Source organism: Microbacterium nymphoidis (assembly GCF_021044885.1).
Lineage (GTDB): Bacteria > Actinomycetota > Actinomycetes > Actinomycetales > Microbacteriaceae > Microbacterium > Microbacterium nymphoidis.
Genome location: NZ_JAJNOD010000003.1, coordinates 82,917 through 98,967, shown reverse-complemented (window position 1 = coordinate 98,967; position 16,051 = coordinate 82,917). Strand labels below are relative to the sequence as shown.

The 16,051-nt window shown below is 68.8% G+C and carries 19 protein-coding genes; 9 read left to right on the top strand and 10 right to left on the bottom strand.

Features of this window, described 5'->3' with window-relative positions:
• Window positions 1-33: 33 nt before the first annotated feature.
• From LQ566_RS12205 to LQ566_RS12195, 3 genes are all read right to left on the bottom strand, one after another.
• Window positions 34-1,305: an amidohydrolase gene (locus tag LQ566_RS12205; protein WP_231091983.1), complete on the bottom strand. Its 1,272-nt coding sequence runs from the start codon at window positions 1,303-1,305 to the stop codon at window positions 34-36.
• 127 nt (window positions 1,306-1,432) lie between these two features.
• A complete protein-coding gene (locus LQ566_RS12200) occupies window positions 1,433-1,888 on the bottom strand; it encodes an SRPBCC family protein (protein WP_231091982.1) in 456 nt (151 codons plus the stop codon).
• An 88-nt stretch (window positions 1,889-1,976) separates the two neighbouring features.
• Window positions 1,977-2,483 carry a DUF6098 family protein gene (locus LQ566_RS12195; RefSeq protein WP_231091981.1) on the bottom strand — a complete coding sequence of 169 codons (507 nt, stop codon included), beginning with the start codon at window positions 2,481-2,483 and terminating at the stop codon, window positions 1,977-1,979.
• 22 nt (window positions 2,484-2,505) lie between these two features.
• Here LQ566_RS12195 and LQ566_RS12190 point away from each other — a divergent pair, with 22 nt between their 5' ends.
• Window positions 2,506-2,922 (top strand): ASCH domain-containing protein, encoded by a 417-nt coding sequence (locus LQ566_RS12190; protein WP_231091980.1) that lies wholly within the window; start codon window positions 2,506-2,508, stop codon window positions 2,920-2,922.
• A 6-nt stretch (window positions 2,923-2,928) separates the two neighbouring features.
• Here the strand turns inward: LQ566_RS12190 and LQ566_RS12185 are convergent, their stop codons facing one another.
• The gene (locus LQ566_RS12185; RefSeq protein WP_231091979.1) at window positions 2,929-3,567 is read right to left on the bottom strand and encodes a MarR family winged helix-turn-helix transcriptional regulator; all 639 of its coding nucleotides are present in this window, start codon (window positions 3,565-3,567) and stop codon (window positions 2,929-2,931) included.
• Between the two features lie 94 nt (window positions 3,568-3,661).
• Between LQ566_RS12185 and idi the strand changes: the two genes are divergently transcribed.
• The 8 genes from idi to LQ566_RS12145 are packed head-to-tail and all read left to right on the top strand — an operon-like array spanning window position 3,662 to window position 11,656.
• On the top strand, window positions 3,662-4,189 hold the full coding sequence (gene idi / locus LQ566_RS12180; protein WP_231091978.1) for an isopentenyl-diphosphate Delta-isomerase: 528 nt from the start codon (window positions 3,662-3,664) through the stop codon (window positions 4,187-4,189).
• Window positions 4,186-5,274 (top strand): polyprenyl synthetase family protein, encoded by a 1,089-nt coding sequence (locus tag LQ566_RS12175; protein WP_231091977.1) that lies wholly within the window; start codon window positions 4,186-4,188, stop codon window positions 5,272-5,274. The genes idi and LQ566_RS12175 overlap by 4 nt, the downstream gene beginning before the upstream one ends.
• Window positions 5,271-6,188: a phytoene/squalene synthase family protein gene (locus LQ566_RS12170; protein WP_231091976.1), complete on the top strand. Its 918-nt coding sequence runs from the start codon at window positions 5,271-5,273 to the stop codon at window positions 6,186-6,188. Before LQ566_RS12175 ends, LQ566_RS12170 begins: the two co-directional genes overlap by 4 nt.
• Window positions 6,189-6,240: 52 nt before the next feature.
• Window positions 6,241-7,854, top strand: coding sequence for a phytoene desaturase family protein (crtI, locus tag LQ566_RS12165; protein WP_231091975.1), 1,614 nt, complete (start codon window positions 6,241-6,243; stop codon window positions 7,852-7,854).
• Window positions 7,854-8,210 carry a lycopene cyclase domain-containing protein gene (locus LQ566_RS12160; protein ID WP_231092136.1) on the top strand — a complete coding sequence of 119 codons (357 nt, stop codon included), beginning with the start codon at window positions 7,854-7,856 and terminating at the stop codon, window positions 8,208-8,210. The genes crtI and LQ566_RS12160 overlap by 1 nt, the downstream gene beginning before the upstream one ends.
• Window positions 8,207-8,551, top strand: a complete 345-nt coding sequence (locus LQ566_RS12155; protein WP_231091974.1) for a lycopene cyclase domain-containing protein — start codon at window positions 8,207-8,209, stop codon at window positions 8,549-8,551. Before LQ566_RS12160 ends, LQ566_RS12155 begins: the two co-directional genes overlap by 4 nt.
• Window positions 8,548-9,420, top strand: a complete 873-nt coding sequence (locus LQ566_RS12150) for a prenyltransferase (protein WP_231091973.1) — start codon at window positions 8,548-8,550, stop codon at window positions 9,418-9,420. Before LQ566_RS12155 ends, LQ566_RS12150 begins: the two co-directional genes overlap by 4 nt.
• 46 nt (window positions 9,421-9,466) lie before the next feature.
• Entirely contained in the window at window positions 9,467-11,656 is a 2,190-nt protein-coding gene (locus LQ566_RS12145; RefSeq protein WP_231091972.1) for an MMPL family transporter, read from the top strand.
• A gap of 66 nt (window positions 11,657-11,722) precedes the next feature.
• Here the strand turns inward: LQ566_RS12145 and LQ566_RS12140 are convergent, their stop codons facing one another.
• The 6 genes from LQ566_RS12140 to LQ566_RS12115 form a co-directional block, all read right to left on the bottom strand.
• Window positions 11,723-12,877, bottom strand: coding sequence for an LCP family protein (locus tag LQ566_RS12140; RefSeq protein WP_231091971.1), 1,155 nt, complete (start codon window positions 12,875-12,877; stop codon window positions 11,723-11,725).
• A gap of 331 nt (window positions 12,878-13,208) precedes the next feature.
• A complete protein-coding gene (locus tag LQ566_RS12135; RefSeq protein ID WP_231091970.1) occupies window positions 13,209-14,141 on the bottom strand; it encodes a diacylglycerol/lipid kinase family protein in 933 nt (310 codons plus the stop codon).
• Window positions 14,134-14,526: a hypothetical protein gene (locus LQ566_RS12130; protein WP_231091969.1), complete on the bottom strand. Its 393-nt coding sequence runs from the start codon at window positions 14,524-14,526 to the stop codon at window positions 14,134-14,136. Before LQ566_RS12130 ends, LQ566_RS12135 begins: the two co-directional genes overlap by 8 nt.
• Entirely contained in the window at window positions 14,523-15,140 is a 618-nt protein-coding gene (locus LQ566_RS12125; protein ID WP_231091968.1) for an Asp23/Gls24 family envelope stress response protein, read from the bottom strand. Before LQ566_RS12125 ends, LQ566_RS12130 begins: the two co-directional genes overlap by 4 nt.
• Window positions 15,137-15,706: an RNA polymerase sigma factor gene (locus tag LQ566_RS12120; RefSeq protein WP_231091967.1), complete on the bottom strand. Its 570-nt coding sequence runs from the start codon at window positions 15,704-15,706 to the stop codon at window positions 15,137-15,139. Before LQ566_RS12120 ends, LQ566_RS12125 begins: the two co-directional genes overlap by 4 nt.
• Before the next feature lie 76 nt (window positions 15,707-15,782).
• Window positions 15,783-16,049, bottom strand: a complete 267-nt coding sequence (locus LQ566_RS12115) for a GlsB/YeaQ/YmgE family stress response membrane protein (RefSeq protein ID WP_231091966.1) — start codon at window positions 16,047-16,049, stop codon at window positions 15,783-15,785.
• Window positions 16,050-16,051 lie beyond the last annotated feature (2 nt).

The following is a 16,051-nucleotide window of genomic DNA, read 5'->3' as shown; positions in this document are numbered from 1 at the left end:
ATACCCCGGACGGCGCCCGTCATCGACGAATGCTCACCGCTGCAGCAGCTCCAGCATGGCGTAGCTCGCGAGGCGGGCGCCCAGGGGAACCGCGTCGAGGTCCACGACGAAGTCCGGGCTGTGCGCCGAATACGGGAACAGCTCGCCGCGGGCGCGCGCCGCGGCGCACGCCGCGGGGTCGGCGACACCCACGATGAGGTAGGCGAAGTCGATGTCCTCATGCGGCCCCGCGAGCAGGTGCACGTCCTCGGAACCGGTGACCGGCGGGAAGTCGCGGATCACGGCGTGCTCCCCCAGCACGGAGGCGAACGTATCGGCGAGACGTCCGGCGAGCCCGGCGTCGTTCACCAGAGGTGTCGATCCGCCCTTCAGCGTGTACTGCGGCCGGAGCGCGTCGGGGACCTCATACGCGGCGGCGATGGCGTCGGTGATGGCACGGATCCCGTGCAGCAGCTTCTCGCGGACGGACTCGTCGAACCAGCGGATGTTGGCCTTGATGAGCGCGGATGCCGGGATGACGTTGTTGTCTGCCCCCGCCTGCACCGACCCCACCGTGAGCACCGCCGTCTCCTGCGGCGTGATCGTGCGCGAGACGATCGACTGGTACTGCGTGATCGCCAGCGCCGCCATCAGCACGGGGTCCTTGGTCAGTTGCGGCATAGATCCGTGCCCGCCCACACCGTGGATGGTGACGTCGATCTGATCGGTGCCAGCCATCAGCACCCCGGGTGCCGAAACCACCGTCCCCACGGGAAGCGGTGCGGTGTGGATGCCGATGAAGTGATCAGGCTTCGGGATCACGTCGTAGAGCCCGTCGGCCACCATGGCCTTCGCACCGGTGATGGGCTCCTCAGCGGGCTGGCCGATGAGCACGGCGGTACCGGCCCACAGCTCGCGATGCCCGGCCAGGAACCGCGCCATACCCAGCATCCACACCACGTGCGCGTCGTGACCACACATATGCGCCACCGAAGACTCCGTGCCGTCCTCACGCACGATGCGCACGGTGCTGGCGTAGTCGAAGCCGGAGGCCTCTGCCACCGCGTTCGCGTCCATGTCGGCGCGATACATCACCGTGGGGCCATCGCCGTTGCGCATCACCGCCGCCACACCGGTCCGGCCGATGCCGGTGGTCACCTCGAATCCGAGCTCGCGCAGCGCATCCGCGACGATGGCGGCCGTTCGCACCTCCATGAAGCCCAGCTCGGGGTGCTGGTGGATGTCCTTGTACAGCGCCACGAGCTGATCGGCCTGCGCGGAGATCGAGACGTCCACGGCTTGGACGGATGCAGCGGGTACGGTCATCGTGCTCCCTTTCGTCGGCCCTCCGGGGCTGGTCCAGCTTGCCAGACGGCGACCCGGGATCGCAGCCGGGGCCGCTGTCCGGCGCGACGGGAGCACGGGCCGCGCCGAACAGCGGTGATCATGGTCCTCAGAGGTCCTGGACCCTTCCCCGCCACGCGCCGGTGGCCTGGCCGCGCTGCTCGATGAACGCCTTGAAACGTTCGAGGTCTTTCTCCGCGGCGCGGTCGTCCAGATTCAGCAGGGCGCCGGCGGACTCCACGAATCCTTCCGGCTCCCACTCCATCGACAACGACACCTTCGTGCCCTCGCCGGTGGCCATGAACGAGACCTCGCCGCTGTGCATCTTGTCACCTTCGCTCTCCCACCGGACGAGCCTGTCGGGTTCCTGCTGCGTGATGGTCGCGTAGAAGGAGCGCTCCACGCCGCCGACTTCCACGTCCCAGTGCGTGCGGACGTCGTCGATCTGCTCCACCCGCTTCACCGAGGACATGAACCGGGGAAAGTCCTCGAACTGGGTCCACTGGTCGTACACCTCGTCGATGGGCACGTCCACCACGGTCGACGCCGACACCTGAGTTGTCATGATGATTCCTCTCGTCGTTCTTCGGACTTCGACGATAGGCACCGCTCACGGATCCTCGTCTGGGGGTTTCCGCGACCCCGCGCAGAAGCTATGCTCGGCTGTCGCCCTCACGGTCGCGGTGATGCGGCAGCGCGCCACGGTCGAACACACGGCTGTAGAGGGCATCCGCCTCCGCCACGAGTGATTGCGTGATGCGGGCCAACGGCACCACGTCCACCACCAGGGGCTCGCAGTCCGGGCCCCGGCCGACCTCGCGTCCCGTCAGCACCCAGCCGAACGCGCCCTCCCGTTCGCCGAGATGCTGGTACTGCATGAGCTGGCGGGCGAGCCAATGAGCCAGCGGGCGTGACCACCAGGCTTCCGGGGTGAGCGGGTTCACCGAGAGCCCGGGCAGCTCCAGGCCGCTCTCGCCGTCGATGCTCAGTTCGTCGGCGTCATGACGCGGTCCGGCACTGTAACGGACGTACACGCCCGGGTACTCGCTGACGAGCTTTCCGAGCTCGTCCAGCGTGCGACAACGAGTCAACTGCTCCATGACGACACGATGGAGCACCACGGGTGCGACGAGAACCCACTTGACAGGCAGCGAACGCATCGGATCATGACAGGATCGACAGGTGACTGAGGCCCTTCCGGTATCCGAATACGCGTTCCCCGGCCCGTTGCGCGACGCGCTCGTCGCATCGATCCTCCGCGGCGAGAAGACGACCACGACCTCGCTGCGGCTCGAATACGAACTCGAGGACGAGCCCCTTCCGCGGGTGGGCGACCGGGCGCGAGTGATCGACTCACACGGACGCACCGTGTGCATCGAGGAGATCACGGATGTCCGTGAGGTGCGGCTGGGCGATGTCGAGCTCCGTCACGCCATGGACGAGGGAGAGGGCTACCGGAGCGTGGCCGAGTGGCGCCGCCGGCACGAGGCCTTCTGGCACGGCGACGAGTACCGCGATTCGATCGGCGACCCGGACTTCACGGTCGACGATGACACCGTGGTGGTGCTGGTCCGGTTCCGCGTTCAGCCCCGGAGCTGATCTCGCTCAGTCCGCGTGCGCACCCTCCTGCGCCCACTCTTCGTCGCGCAGGGTGATCTCGTCGGTCATGTCGCGCAGGAAGCGGATCACCACTTCCCGTTCGGCAGGCGTCAGCCGCGCGGCCGCATAGAAGCGCTTCGACTGCTGCCGTCCCACGGTCTCCATCGCCGCGCGATGCGTCTCCGGGGTGATCGAGACGGTGAGTGCGCGCCGGTCCGTGGGGTGGGGCGCCCGGACGATGTGGCCGCCGCGCTCCAGTCGGTCCAGCAGCTTCGTGGTGGAGGCGGAGGAGATCCGCAGGTGCTGGGCGATGGCGCCCGGCGTCGCCGGTGTATTCGTGTGGGAGCACACGACCAGATAGTGCAACGCCCGCATGTCCGTCTCGTTGAGCTTCATGTACCGCCGGGACACCGCGGAGAGGTGCTGCTCTGCCTCACGCAGGGCACCCAGAGCCTTCATCAACTCGGTGATCTGGCGGGTGTCCTCCGCCGACACGCCCGTCCGGTCGACCAGCGTCTGACGCGGATCGCTGGACTCGATGTCGTAGATCCCGCCGTCGTCGGGCCCATTCGTCGCGCCTGAGGGGAGCTGTTCCGATGCGGGACGCCCGATTTCATGCAGGCTCCCGCCCGGCTCAGTGACCATCCCCACATGCTACACCCCAGATGTTTCACGCCGTCTTTATTTCTTCCATGGCTAGCAATATGCTTTGTTGAATGACAGCCAGGATGGAGATTCGATGGAACTCGTGACCCTGCTCGACGAGGACGGCGCCGAGCTCGGCTCGGCCCCCAAGGACGACGTGCACACCACCGACACTCCGTTGCACCTCGCCTTCTCCTGCTATCTGGTCGACGACCACGGTCGCCTGCTCGTGACGCGCCGGGCCCTGTCCAAGCGCACGTGGCCGGGGGTCTGGACGAACAGCTTCTGCGGCCACCCCGCACCCGGCGAGGCTGCGGAGGACGCCATCCAGCGGCGAGCAGCGCAAGAGCTCGGCACGCGCGTCGCTTCCCTGCGGGTGGTACTCCCCGGCTACCGCTACCGTGCCGTGGACGCGAGCGGGATCGTCGAGAACGAGATCTGTCCCGTCTACGTCGGACGTATCGACGCGGCGCTTCGCCCCGAGCCCGCCGAGGTGGCGGAGCACGCCTGGATCAGCGTCGAGGACGCCGCACACGCCGTCCGTTCGGCCCCGTTCGCCTTCAGCCCGTGGCTGCGCGAGCAACTCCCCCTCCTGGTGCAAGCGAACGGGTTCCTGCCATGACCCTCCTGAGCGTCGACGAGGACCTGCGGGCACGCATCGAGTCCCGTCTGAGCGAGCAGTTCGCCGCGCGCACCGCCGCCGCGCAGCGGTACGGCGCCGAGTTCAGCGCGCTCTGGCGAACGGCCGCACGCCACGTCCTCGGCGGCAAGCTGCTGCGCCCGCGACTCCTGCTCGCCTTGCATGAGGCCCTCACCGATGACACGGCCGAGGTCGCGGACGCCACGACGGTGCTCGACCTCGCCGCGGCGGTGGAGACGCTGCACTATTCGTTCCTCCTGCACGATGACGTGATCGACGCTGACGTGCAGCGCCGCAGCCGCCCCAATCTCATCGCCTCGCTGCGTGACGGGCATCCGCGCCCGCAACTGTCACCCCGCGAGGCGCTGCACTGGGGTCAGAGCGGCGCGATCCTGCTCGGCGACCTGCTTCTGTCGGGGGTTCACCAGAGCTTCGCCCGCGCGGAGCTCCCCCACCGGCAGCGACTGCGCGCGCTGAGCCTGCTCGATCACACCGTGACGGAGACCGTCGCCGGGGAGCTGACGGACGTCGCCCTCAGCGATCAGGTCGTGCCGGCGGATCTCACCACGATTCTCGCGATGTCGGCGGACAAGACCGCGACCTACACGTTCGAGCTGCCTCTCCGGCTGGCCGCGATTCTCGCCGGACGCCCCCCTGCCACAGAGACGCATCTGGCCCTCATCGCGCGACACCTGGGCCTCGCCTTCCAGCTGCAGGACGACCTGCTGTCCGTGTTCGGCGACGCCGCCCGCCACGGCAAAGACCCCTACTCGGACCTGCGCGAGGGCAAGCGGACGGCTCTCATCGCCTATGCGCGGATGACCAGCGCCTGGCGCGGGATCGAGCCGCGACTGGGGCGCCCCGATCTCGGCGAGAAGGATGCCGTCCAGATCCGGGCGCTGCTGGAGGACTGCGGTGCTCGCACGTTCGTGGTCAACCTCATCAATGAGCACGCCTTCGCGGCCCGGAGCCTCATCAGCGGGGTCGACAGCGCCGGTCTGCTCCCGCCCGCGGCGCAGCAGGTGCTCCTGGCGGTCCTGGACCTCCTGGAAGGGCGGGAATCATGAGCCAGACGCGCACGCCTCCGGCTGAAAACTCAGCGCTGGAGCGGTTCACGATGACCGCCGAGAGCGCCGCATCCGGCGTGATCCGCAGCTACTCCACCTCCTTCGGGCTGGCTTCGCGTCTGCTCGGCCGTCGGCATCGCCAGCACGTGCGGAACGTGTACGCCATGGTGCGCATCGCCGATGAGATCGTCGATGGAGTCGCGGCGCAGGCAGGACTCACGCCGGCCGACCAGCATGCCGCCCTCGCTGAATACGCCGAGCAGACCCATCGTGCGATGCGCAGCGGCTACAGCAGCAACATCGTGCTGCACGCGTTCGCGCGAACCGCGCGTGCGAGCGGAATCGGCACCGAACTCACCGAGCCGTTCTTCGCATCGATGCAGGACGACCTCGGCACGGCCGGTACGCATCCGGCCCAGGTGCGCACGCACGACGCCGACTCCCATGCCCGCTACGTCTACGGCTCGGCCGAGGTGGTGGGGCTCATGTGCCTGCGCATCTTCCTGCAAGACACCCCTGTCTCATCCGCTGACGAGGCCGCGCTGCTGCACGGAGCCAAGCAACTCGGCGCCGCGTTCCAGAACGTCAACTTTCTGCGGGATCTCGCCGACGACACCGATCGCCTACGCCGCGGCTACCTCTCCGGTGACGGACGCCTCACACGAGCGCAGCGCGACGCGTGGGTACGCACCATCCGCGGGCAGCTCGACGACGCCGCCCAGAGCATCCCGCTCCTGCCCCGCGACGCCCGGGCGGCGGTCCGCAGCGCGCACGGCCTGTTCGCTGCGCTCACTGATCGCGTCGCCCGCACCCCGGTCGAGGTGCTCTACCGGGAGCGTGTCCGCGTTCCCGACGCGCAGAAGGTGGCCATCGCCGTCCGCGCACTGATCACCACCACTCTGGAGCGAGCATGAACGGCGCCGAACACGCCACACTTCCCCTGAGCGCACACGAAGGAGTCGCGCGATGAGCCGGATCACGATCATCGGAGCGGGAGTCGCCGGGCTCGCCGCCGCCGGCCTGCTCGCCCGCGACGGCCACGACGTCACCGTGTTGGAGAAGAACGATGTGGTCGGCGGACGCGCGGGCTCTCGCGAACGAGACGGATTCCGTTTCGACACCGGGCCCTCGTGGTATCTGATGCCGGGCGTCTTCGACCACTTCTTCGAGCTGATGGGAACCTCCACCGCACACGAGCTCGACCTGGAGCGTCTCCGCCCGGCCTATCGGGTGTTCCGTGAGCCGTCATCTCCCGGTGCCCGGGCAGAGGAGATCACCGTCCCCGCCGACAGCGCAGGCATCGCCGCGCTGTTCGACGGTCTCGAGCCCGGCTCCGCCGCACGCCTGGAGGAGTACCTCGCCTCGGCCCGGCACGCGAACGACATGGCGGTGAAGCACTTCCTCTACAACCCGTTCACCTCGGTGCGCTCGCTGCTGCGCCCGGAGATCCTTCGGGCGCTCCCCCGGCTCGCGAGTCTTCTGCTGAACCGGCTCGACCGGTTCGCGGCGCGCCGCTTCCGCGACCCCGCACTGCGGCAGATCCTCGGCTACCCCGCCGTGTTCCTCGGCACCGACCCGCGACGGGCCCCGGCGATGTATCACCTGATGAGCGCTCTCGATCTGGATGAGGGCGTGCGCTACCCGCAAGGAGGATTCGCGAACCTGGTGACCAGGATCGCGGCGCTCGCCGAGTCGGCGGGCGCGCGGATCGTCACCGGTGCGTCCGTGGAGCAGATCCTCACCACCGCGAGCGCGAGCCCCACCGCCCGCCGGGCGCAGGTCACCGGCGTGCGATGGGTGGACGATGCCGGCATCCGCCATGAGCTGGATTCCGACATCGTCGTATCCGCGGCCGACCTGCACCACACGGAGACGCGTCTGCTGCCCGAGGCCCTTCGCACGTACCCGGAGCGCTGGTGGCGCCGGCGTACGAGCGGACCGGGCGCGGTGCTGGTGATGCTCGGCGTTCGGGGTGAGCTCCCACAGCTTCCGCACCACTCGTTGTTCTTCACGGAGGACTGGGACGCCAACTTCGACGCCGTGTTCGGCCAGCACGGTGCGATGCCGGATCCGGCATCGCTCTATGTGTGCCGTCCGTCCGCCACCGATCCGGAGGTCGCGCCGCCAGAACATGAGAACCTCTTCGTGCTCGTGCCGGTTCCGGCCGATGTGCGGCTGGGGCGCGGCGGCCCCGACGGCACCGGTGACCCGCAGATCGAGGCGGCAGCCGACAGGGCTATCGATCTGATCGCCCGGTGGGCTGATGTCCCCGACCTGCGCGAGCGCATCGTCGTGCGGGAGACGACGGGGCCCGCTGACTTCGCCGACGACTTCCACTCGTGGCGCGGCGGCATGCTCGGCCCCGCGCACATCCTCTCCCAGAGCGCGATGTTCCGCGCGCAGAACGCGTCGCGACGCGTCGAGGGCCTGTACTACGCCGGTGGCACGGTAGCCCCGGGGGTGGGCGTGCCGATGTGCCTCATCAGTGCGGAGATCGTGCTCAAGCGCATCCGTGGCGACCACTCCGGCGGCCCGCTTCCGACGCCTGCTCCCGCGAGCGTCGCGGAGGCGGTGCGGTGATGGGCCTGCTCTATCTCATCGCACTGTTGGTCTCCCTGGGCTGCATGCTGCTCATCGACCGTCGGTTCCGGCTCTTCTTCTGGCACGACGCGTTCGCCGCGACGATCGTCACGGTCACCGGAACCCTGTTCTTCCTGCTCTGGGACATCGCCGGCATCGCGTCGGGGATCTTTCTGCGCGGGGACAGCGGCTTCGCATCCGGAATCGTGCTGGCTCCGCAGCTGCCGCTCGAGGAGCCCGTCTTCCTGATCTTCCTCGTGGTGTGCACCATGATCGTCTACACCGGCGCCGTGCGGCTGATCCGTGCGCGCAGGAGCGGACGACCGGCTCCGGGGCCGAGGGAGCGGACTCGATGAGCTACGCCACGCTGGCCGGGCTGTTCCTGCTGGCGGCCGTCGTCGTAGCCGTCGTGCTGCGCGTGGCAGCCCGCCGCAGCCTCACGCCACTCGCCCTGATCACGACGATCGTCGTGCTGGCCGCGCTCACCGCCGTGTTCGACTCCGTCATGATCGCGGCGAGCTTCTTCCACTACGACCCGTCCCAGCTCCTCGGGATCACCATCGGGCTCGCCCCGATCGAGGACTTCGCCTATCCCCTCGCGGGGGCGATTCTGCTTCCCGCGCTGTGGGGGCTGCTGACCTCGCGCGGACACCGCACCGAGCTCACCGGTCCGGACGGCTCAGGAGAGAGCCGATGACCCGCACACCCGGCATACTGAGCCAGACTCTCCTGGCATCGCGCCCCGTCAGCTGGATCAACACCGCGTTCCCGTTCGCTGCGGCGTACCTGCTCACCACACGCGAGATCGACGTGATCTTCGTGGTCGGAACGCTCTACTTCCTGATCCCCTACAACGTGGCGATGTACGGCATCAACGACGTCTTCGACTACGCGTCCGACCTCGCCAATCCCCGCAAGGGCGGCATCGAGGGCGCCCTACTCCCGCCACGTCTGCACCGCGGCGTCCTGTGGACCGCGGCCGTGTCCAATGCGCCGTTCCTGGTCTTCCTGGTCATCGTGGGCACGCCGATGTCCTGGCTGTGGCTCGCCGTGAGCGTCTTCGCGGTGATCGCATACTCCGCGCCCGGGTTGCGGTTCAAGGAACGCCCCTTCCTGGACTCGATCACCTCGAGCACGCATTTCGTGAGCCCGGCCATTGTGGGGTTCTCCCTCGCCCACGCCGACGTCACGGCCGGGATCGCCATCACGCTGTGCGCGTTCTTCCTCTGGGGGATGGCGGCGCATGCGTTCGGCGCGGTGCAGGACGTGGTTCCCGATCGGGCCGCCGGTATCGGGTCCGTCGCAACGGTGATCGGAGCTCGGGCGACGGTGCGTTTCGCCATCCTGCTGTGGCTGCTGGCGGGGCTCCTCATGATCTTCACTCCCTGGCCCGGCCCGCTCGCCGCGATCCTGGCCGCGCCCTACATCGTCAACGCCCTCCCCTGGTGGAACGTCACGGATGAGACCTCCCCCGCGACGAACCGCTCCTGGCGCCGGTTCATCGCCCTCAACTTCCTGGCGGGCTTCCTCGCCACTCTGCTCCTCATCGGCGTCTGGCTGCGCTGAATCCGGCGCCACCCATCGCCTCACCGACCGCCCGAGAAAGGTCACCATGTCCGCACCCGCACCCGCCGCTCATCGCGCACCGGACAGGCGCCGCCGCTCCTGGCTGCGCGTCCTCCTCCCCGCAGCGATCATCCTCGCGTGGCTCGTCGCTGCAGGCCTCGGGGGGCCGCTGTTCGGAAAGGTGAGCGAGGTCTCCTCCAACGATCAGACCACGTATCTTCCGGCCTCGGCCGAGGCCACCGAGGTACAGGCGCTGCTCGGCGACTTCAACGACAGCGAGGCAATTCCGGCCATCGCGGTCTTCGTCGGCGATGCCGAGCTCTCGGCTGACCAGAGGGCCGCCATCACGGACGCCGTCGCCTCCGCCCCTGATACCGATGGTGTCTCCACCGACGTATCACCGGCCCTGCCCTCCGAGGATGGCCGTGCGATGCAGGCGTTCATCCCGATCTCCAGCGGCGCCGACCTCGGGGACACCGTGGACGCGCTGGGTGCACAGCTACGCGAGGCCACGCCCGACGGCGTGACCGTCTACATCACGGGTCCCGCCGGATTCAGCGCTGACCTCGTTGCCGGCTTCGCCGGGATCGACGGCCTGCTGCTGGGCGTGGCGCTGCTGGCGGTGCTCGTCATCCTGGTGCTCGTGTACCGCTCTCTCCTCCTGCCGGTCGTCGTGCTCTCCACCAGCCTGTTCGCCCTATGCGTCGCTCTGCTGACCGTCTGGTGGCTGGCGAAGGCAGGCGTGCTGCTGCTCAGCGGGCAGACGCAGGGCATCCTGTTCATCCTCGTCATCGGCGCCGCAACCGACTACTCGCTGCTGTTCGTCTCGCGTTTCCGTGAGGAACTGCGTGTCACCCATGACAAGGGCGCAGCGGTGATGACCGCATGGAAGGGATCGTTCGAGCCGATCGTCGCATCCGGCGGTACCGTCATCGCCGGCCTTCTCTGCCTCCTGCTCAGCGACCTGAAGTCCAACAGCACACTGGGACCGGTGGCCTCGATCGGCATCGTGTTCGCGATGCTCGCGGCGCTCACGCTGCTACCCGCCCTCCTGCTGCTCTTCGGCCGCGCTGCCTTCTGGCCGCGCCGCCCGAAGTTCGAGCCCGAGATCGTGGCCGCCGAAGACGGCATGCCCTCGCGTGGAGTGTGGGCGAAGCTGGCTCAGCTCATCCGCCGCCGGCCCCGTGTGATCTGGGTACTGACGACCGTGGTGCTCCTGGCGGGAACCGTCGGTGTCACACAGCTGAACGCCTCGGGCGTTCCCCAGTCCGACCTCGTCATCGGAACGTCGCAGGCGCGTGACGGTCAGGTTGCCCTGGGCGAGCACTTCCCCGGTGGCTCCGGAAGTCCGGCCTACGTCGTGGCGGCGGAGGGCTCGCTGCAGGAGGTCGCCGATGTGCTGCTCGCCAGCGATGGCGTGGAGTCGGTGAGCGTGACGGCGAAGAACTCCCCCAGCGGTTCGGCCCCGGTCACCACGGACGGCATTCAGCCGGTCGGAGCACCCGGTACTCCGGCCCCATCCCCCACCGTCGTGGACGGCGACGTCCTGCTGCAGGCCACGCTCACCGATGCCGCGGACTCCGATGCGGCAGCCGCCACGGTGCGGGACCTGCGCGCCCAGCTCGATGGGCGAGGCGCGCTCGTGGGTGGCGTCACCGCCACCGCCATCGATACGAACGACGCCTCGATCCACGATCGCAACCTGATCATCCCGCTGATCCTGGTCGTGATCATGCTCATCCTCATGCTGCTGTTGCGGTCGGTGCTAGCTCCCGTGCTGCTCATCGTGACGACGGTGCTCTCCTTCGGCACGGCGCTCGGCGTGTCCGCGCTGGTGTTCAATGGGATCTTCCAGTTCCCCGGAGCCGATCCCGCGGTGCCGCTGTACGGCTTCGTGTTCCTCGTGGCCCTCGGTATCGACTACAACATCTTCCTGATGACCCGCGTACGCGAGGAGTCGCTGAAGCACGGAACGCGCGACGGAGCGATGCGCGGGCTGGCCATCACGGGAGGCGTGATCACCTCGGCGGGACTCGTTCTGGCCGCCACGTTCGCAGCTCTGTCCGTCATTCCGATCCTGTTCCTCGTGCAACTCGCCTTCATCGTCGCCTTCGGCGTGCTCCTGGACACCTTCGTGGTTCGCTCCCTTCTGGTTCCCGCCCTCACGTACGATCTCGGTCGCGTGATCTGGTGGCCGTCCCGGCTGGCGCGACAGCACGAGGACGCCTCCCGCTGACGACATCGGCGAGAACGTCGAGAGGGCACCGTGCAATCACGGTGCCCTCTCGACGGCGCGCGGGTGTCAGCCGCCGGCGCAGGTGGTCTTGTCCGCGGTCTGACCGCGCACGTCCGGCCCGAGGGTGACGGCGGTGTCCTCGGGGGGTGCGCTGCCTTCGTCCGGTGCCGCGGACGTGTCGCCGCCCTCGGGCGCATCCTGCTGCTCGTCGCTCGCCGGGGCGGCATCCGAGCCACCGAGACGCACGGGCTGGTCCGCGCGCAGGGCGGCCCACAGGGTCTCCGCCTCGAACGACGGCTGCACGCGGTTGGTGTCATACGGGTAGTCCTCGGCGGGCATCTGCAGAAGCGTCATATTGCCGAGGTCCACGGTGGCCAGCGTGCTGGCGAGCCCGACCAGCGTGCCCGTGTCGCTCAGCGCGGAATCGACCTGCACGGAGCGCGTCGCGGCGTCGGCGAGGCTGAACAGGGCAACCGGGTTCGCCAGCGTCCCCGCACTCTTCACCTTGCGTGCGAGCGCCGACAGGTAGGTCTGCTGCGTGTGGATGCGGCCGAGATCGGACCCGTCGCCGATGCCGTAGCGAGTGCGGACGAACGCGAGTGCCTCCGTGCCCTGCACCGTGTGCGGGCCGGCGTCGAGGAACAGTCCCGAATCGGGATCCGACACCGGTTCGGCCAGACACACATCCACACCGCCCACCGCGTTGGTGATGTCGATGAAACCGTCGAAGTTGACCACGACGAAGTGGTCGACGTCGATGCCGGTCATCTCACGCACCGTGTCCAGGGTGCAGAACGGACTCACATCGAACGCGCCGTTGATCTGCGCCACGTCCTCGGCCGGGGACGTCGACCCGTCCGGATACGTGCAGTCCGGACGCGCGGTCATCGTGTCCCGGGGGATGCTCACCAGGGTGGCATCGGTGTGCGCGGCGTTCACGTGCAGCAGCATGAGCGTGTCCGATCGCGACCCCTCGACGTCATCGTCGCCGTACGTGCCACTGGTGAGACCGGCACGGGTGTCGGAGCCCATGATGAGCAGGTTGACTGGCCCCTTCCAGTCCGGTAGCTCGACGGTCCCACCCTCCGGGCGCTCCACGCTGTTCGCTGCGATATTGTCCGAGACCCGCGCGAACAGGGTCGCGACATAGATCCCTCCCGCCGCGATCACGAGCACGGCGACCACTGCGAACGCCACGGCCATGCGCCGGCGACGATACATCCGCCTCCTCGCCGCTTCCGACCGCGCCGCGGCGCGTGACCCTTCGGCCGGATCCACCGGCTCATCGGAGTGTGGGCTGCGTGTCGGGTGCTGGGGACGCCGCATGTTTCCTGCTTCCATCGGGTCGTCGTCACGGGCATCTCACGCATCCGGACCGACGTTCGGCTCCGGCGAGGCACGCGCGGTGCCCGCCGGTCGGGGGAACCGTCAGTGTCCGCCACCGGCGCGCAGCGAAGCGAACCCGCCACACCACTCGGACGAAACGCTCAGGTGATCCCCACCGGACCCAGACCGGTGACCGGCGCCGGAAGGCCCGCGACCGAGCTTGTACTCAGCGCACGCGCAGGGCGCCCGGCTGGACGCTGATCTCCACCCGAGTCGCCTCTCCGACCGTGTCACCGTCGACTTCGAACATCCGCGGCTCGCCGAGGTCGACCGCGAGGGACGCGATCCGCTTGCGCACAGTGCTGGCGCTGCTCGCGTCGTCCTCCGGCACCGCGTCCCGGCTGAAGAAGCGCTTGATGCCGTGGTCCCACATCATGTTGCGCATCGTGTCCATCCAGCCCGCGACGCCGTCCGCTTGCAGGACGAGGAGATCCAGCGCCCCGTCCGAGGGGTCGGCGTCGGGCAGCAGCGCGATGCCGCCCTGCAGCATGCCGCAGTTGCCGACCAGAAGCGTGTGCGCCTTGTCCTGCGCGGCGTCCTCGCCGTCCACGCTCAGGCGGATGTCGATGACGCCGCTCGCGGAGAGGGCGCGGCCGAGCGATTCGACGTATGCGAGCCAGCCGGCGCGATCCTTCAGGTCGTCGTTCGTCTCGGTGATCATGTGAGCGTCGATGCCGAACCCGGCCATGACGGCGAACGCCCGCCGCTGCACGTCGTCGGCCACGTGAACGTCCGCCCAGCCGATGTCGATCGTGGTCGCCTCGTTCTCGAAGGCGCGCGACACCGCCGCGGACACGTCGTTCAGCGGCACGCCGAGGTTGCGGGCCAGGAGGTTGCCCGTACCCAGCGGCACGATCCCGAGATCGGCCGCGGCCCCGGTCTCGGCCAGGTGCTCGGCCACAGCGCGGATGGTTCCGTCTCCCCCGGCCGCGAGGATGAGCGAGGCACCGGCTGCCAGAGCGCTCTGCGTCGCGCCGCGGCCCGGATCATCCTCCGTGGTCTCGAACCAGGAGACGTCGACGCCGTCGGGCAGCGCTGCTTCGAGCTCCTCACGCGTGGTCTTGGACGGGTTCCAGACGATCGCCGTGTTGTCAGTCATGGGCATTCCGATCTCCTGCAGGCGTAGACGGCTTCGGTGCAGCGGGCGCGGCGTCGTCGATGTGCACGACCGTCACCCGCACGTTCGCGCGCCCGTCTCCATCGTGCCGGAACTGCGTCGCGATGGCATCATGCACGCGGCGAACGGTCTCGCGTGCACCGAACCCGGCAGACACCCCGATGGAGACGTCGATGCTCACTGCGTCGTCATCGCGGGCGAGAACGACCAGGCTCTCGTTCCCCTCGCGCAGGCCGAGAGCGCGAGCGGCGGTGTCGGCAACGCGTCCGAACGCGGAGCCGGAGCGGAAGACCCCGCTCACGCCGGGTGTCGCCGAGACGATCGACTCGATGCGGACGACGAGCTCATCATCACGAACCGCGCTCATCGGGTCTCCTCGGTCGGGCTGCTCGGGCGGCGAAGGTCCTGCACGAGGACGTCGATGCCGACGACGTTCAACTCAGTATGCGCTCGCAAGCGGGTACTGATGGCACCGCGCAACCGCGACACGAGATCGGGAATCGGTGCACCGTAAGCCACGCTGACCTCCACCTTCACGGTGATCGGCGCACCCGGCGACGCCACGTCGCCCTCCAGCACGCACCGCCCCACCAGTGCACCCGGGACATCCCGCTCGGCAGCGCGCACGACCCCCCGCACTGCGCCCTCGGTCACGCCGAGATCACCGCTCGCATCGCCGGTGATCGGGATACGCCGTCCCGCGCGGGCATCGAGGGCGATCCCGGAGAGCACGCGGTGCACCCAGCTCTCCTCCACGGGCGCTGCCGCGGCGGCATCAGCCTCTAGCAGCTGCGCGCTGATGCCGCGAAGCCGCTCCAGCGCATCGAGCGCGATCCGGCAACCGGGAGACTCCTCGATGGCGGCATCGCGCGGGGTGCGATTCGCGTCGAGGTAGTCGGAGAGCTCCTCGATGGAATGCCCGTCCAGGTCCTGCGGCTCCAGCCCCAGTGCCGGGAGCGGAGGAATATCGTGTTCGTTCATCGCCACTGCTCCATCTCAACGAGGATGTGTTTGCGCGCCCGGGCCAATAGTCCGCGCACGGTGGAGACGGACAGCTCCAGCTCGTGCGCGATGTCGTCGTACGAGTAGCCGCCGAGCTCGCGCAGCACCCAGCATTCCCGTTGCTGCGCGGGAAGGCGCCCGAGCGCCTCACCCAGCGCCACGACGCCGGCACGCGCTTCCGCGCGACGCGACGGCGACTCGTACGCCGGAGCGGGTGCCTCGATCTCCGTCACGTCCGCGTGCGGACGTGACGCGCGCAGGCGATCGATGGCCTTTCGGCTGGTGATCCGCAGCAGCCAGCCACGCACCCGGCCCGGATCGTCCAGTTCCGGCAGCTGAGCCCAGGCGGTGATGAACGCATCCTGCACGACGTCATCGACCTCCAGCGTCCCCGGCAGGATCCTCGCCGCGTACGCGCGCATCGTCGGTGCGAACCGCCGCACCAGCGTGCCAAAAGCCGCCGTGTCCCCATCTGCTGCGCGTCCGGCGACGATCCTGTCGTCCGCGCCCGCAAGCGGATCCGATGATCGCTCCGTCCGATTCATCTCTCCCCCTCCGATCCGTTACTCCCCCACGGCACGAGGTGTGCTCCCGCGGCGGCGTGCACCGCGGGAGCAGACGTCACGCTTTGCGGCCCCGACCGACGATCAGTCCGTAGATCAACAGCACGAGGATCGAGCCGCCGATCGCGAGCAGCCACGTGGTCAGCGAGAAGAAGCCCTGCAGGTCGACGTTGAACAGCACGCCGCCCAGCCATCCGCCGAGCATCGCCCCGACGACGCCGAGAAGCAGTGTGACGAACCAGCCGCCGCCCTGCTTGCCCGGCAGGATCAGTTTGGCGATAGCCCCGGCGATGAGCCCGAGGATGAGGAAGCTGAAGAATCCCATGG

What these genes read in the sequence shown, in the direction of transcription:
- LQ566_RS12115 (WP_231091966.1), bottom strand. Translation starts at nt 16,049, where the DNA reads ATGGGATTCTTCAGCTTCCTCATCCTCGGGCTCATCGCCGGGGCTATC.
- LQ566_RS12155 (WP_231091974.1), top strand. Translation starts at nt 8,207, where the DNA reads ATGAGCTACGCCACGCTGGCCGGGCTGTTCCTGCTGGCGGCCGTCGTC.
- LQ566_RS12170 (WP_231091976.1), top strand. Translation starts at nt 5,271, where the DNA reads ATGAGCCAGACGCGCACGCCTCCGGCTGAAAACTCAGCGCTGGAGCGG.
- LQ566_RS12125 (WP_231091968.1), bottom strand. Translation starts at nt 15,140, where the DNA reads ATGAACGAACACGATATTCCTCCGCTCCCGGCACTGGGGCTGGAGCCG.
- LQ566_RS12175 (WP_231091977.1), top strand. Translation starts at nt 4,186, where the DNA reads ATGACCCTCCTGAGCGTCGACGAGGACCTGCGGGCACGCATCGAGTCC.
- crtI (WP_231091975.1), top strand. Translation starts at nt 6,241, where the DNA reads ATGAGCCGGATCACGATCATCGGAGCGGGAGTCGCCGGGCTCGCCGCC.
- LQ566_RS12130 (WP_231091969.1), bottom strand. Translation starts at nt 14,526, where the DNA reads ATGAGCGCGGTTCGTGATGATGAGCTCGTCGTCCGCATCGAGTCGATC.
- LQ566_RS12145 (WP_231091972.1), top strand. Translation starts at nt 9,467, where the DNA reads ATGTCCGCACCCGCACCCGCCGCTCATCGCGCACCGGACAGGCGCCGC.
- LQ566_RS12160 (WP_231092136.1), top strand. Translation starts at nt 7,854, where the DNA reads ATGGGCCTGCTCTATCTCATCGCACTGTTGGTCTCCCTGGGCTGCATG.
- LQ566_RS12200 (WP_231091982.1), bottom strand. Translation starts at nt 1,888, where the DNA reads ATGACAACTCAGGTGTCGGCGTCGACCGTGGTGGACGTGCCCATCGAC.
- idi (WP_231091978.1), top strand. Translation starts at nt 3,662, where the DNA reads ATGGAACTCGTGACCCTGCTCGACGAGGACGGCGCCGAGCTCGGCTCG.
- LQ566_RS12150 (WP_231091973.1), top strand. Translation starts at nt 8,548, where the DNA reads ATGACCCGCACACCCGGCATACTGAGCCAGACTCTCCTGGCATCGCGC.
- LQ566_RS12135 (WP_231091970.1), bottom strand. Translation starts at nt 14,141, where the DNA reads ATGACTGACAACACGGCGATCGTCTGGAACCCGTCCAAGACCACGCGT.
- LQ566_RS12205 (WP_231091983.1), bottom strand. Translation starts at nt 1,305, where the DNA reads ATGACCGTACCCGCTGCATCCGTCCAAGCCGTGGACGTCTCGATCTCC.
- LQ566_RS12140 (WP_231091971.1), bottom strand. Translation starts at nt 12,877, where the DNA reads ATGTATCGTCGCCGGCGCATGGCCGTGGCGTTCGCAGTGGTCGCCGTG.
- LQ566_RS12120 (WP_231091967.1), bottom strand. Translation starts at nt 15,706, where the DNA reads ATGAATCGGACGGAGCGATCATCGGATCCGCTTGCGGGCGCGGACGAC.
- LQ566_RS12195 (WP_231091981.1), bottom strand. Translation starts at nt 2,483, where the DNA reads ATGCGTTCGCTGCCTGTCAAGTGGGTTCTCGTCGCACCCGTGGTGCTC.
- LQ566_RS12185 (WP_231091979.1), bottom strand. Translation starts at nt 3,567, where the DNA reads ATGGTCACTGAGCCGGGCGGGAGCCTGCATGAAATCGGGCGTCCCGCA.